Source organism: Pseudomonas sp. 65/3-MNA-CIBAN-0223 (genome assembly GCF_040310425.1).
Classification (GTDB): domain Bacteria; phylum Pseudomonadota; class Gammaproteobacteria; order Pseudomonadales; family Pseudomonadaceae; genus Aquipseudomonas; species Aquipseudomonas gregormendelii.
This window is the reverse complement of sequence record NZ_JBEOPV010000379.1, coordinates 1-231: the sequence shown is the minus strand read 5'-3', so window position 1 is coordinate 231 and position 231 is coordinate 1. Positions and strand designations below refer to the sequence as shown.

The 231-nt window shown below is 68.4% G+C and carries 1 pseudogene; it reads left to right on the top strand.

Features of this window, described 5'->3' with window-relative positions:
- A pseudogene (locus tag AAEZ09_RS29295) lies at positions 1-231 on the top strand (beta-glucosidase); the annotation flags it as partial.

Sequence of the window (231 nt, the reverse complement as noted above, 5' to 3'; positions counted from 1 at the left end):
CGGCCGTACCATCGAACGGGGCAGCCCGGATTACCGGCCCTTCAAGGGCATCCTGCGGGAGATCCATCAGCGCTATGGGCGACCCTTGTTGATCGCCGAAACCGGGGCCGAGGGCGACGTGCGCGGCGACTGGCTGCGCTATGTCAGCGAGCAGGCGGGCCTGGCCATGCAGGCCGGGGTGCCGGTGGAAGGCATCTGCCTGTATCCGGTGCTCGACTATCCGGGCTGGAC